This is a genomic window from Dankookia rubra (assembly GCF_004355005.1).
Taxonomy (GTDB): Bacteria; Pseudomonadota; Alphaproteobacteria; order Acetobacterales; family Acetobacteraceae; genus Paracraurococcus; species Paracraurococcus ruber_A.
Genome location: NZ_SMSJ01000389.1, coordinates 1 through 334 on the forward strand (window position 1 = coordinate 1; position 334 = coordinate 334).

A 334-nucleotide genomic window follows, 5' to 3' on the forward strand; every position below is an offset into this window, starting at 1 on the left:
ACCTCGGTGCCCGGCTCGGCATCATCGGCCAGGCCGGCATCCCGTACCTGCCCGACTTGGTCAGAGCGCGGTGCCAGCCCGCCTGACCGCCACAGGTTTTGCCCCGCTTACCGTACAGCCTCGTAGCCTGCGCCGCTTTTTTGCATGAGATTAGCTTGAGGCGAGACTAGCACCCACAGGCCGGCACCTTTGGTAGCAAAAACGGCGCCCATGACAAAGGCCTGCAGATCGCGCAGCACGGACCGCAGCAGGTTTGCCTCGGCGAGACATAGACCAGCGTCAGTCCCGTCGTCCGGGGCAAGGCGGGCGACCAGGACCTGCATCTTGTCCACCA

Annotated in this window: 1 protein-coding gene; it reads right to left on the bottom strand. The window is 64.7% G+C overall.

Translation table 11 applies throughout. The features are described from left to right. Positions 1 to 107: 107 nt before the first annotated feature. The coding region (locus E2C06_RS37080; RefSeq protein ID WP_206664867.1) for a hypothetical protein at positions 108 to 334 on the bottom strand (227 nt) is incomplete at its 5' end.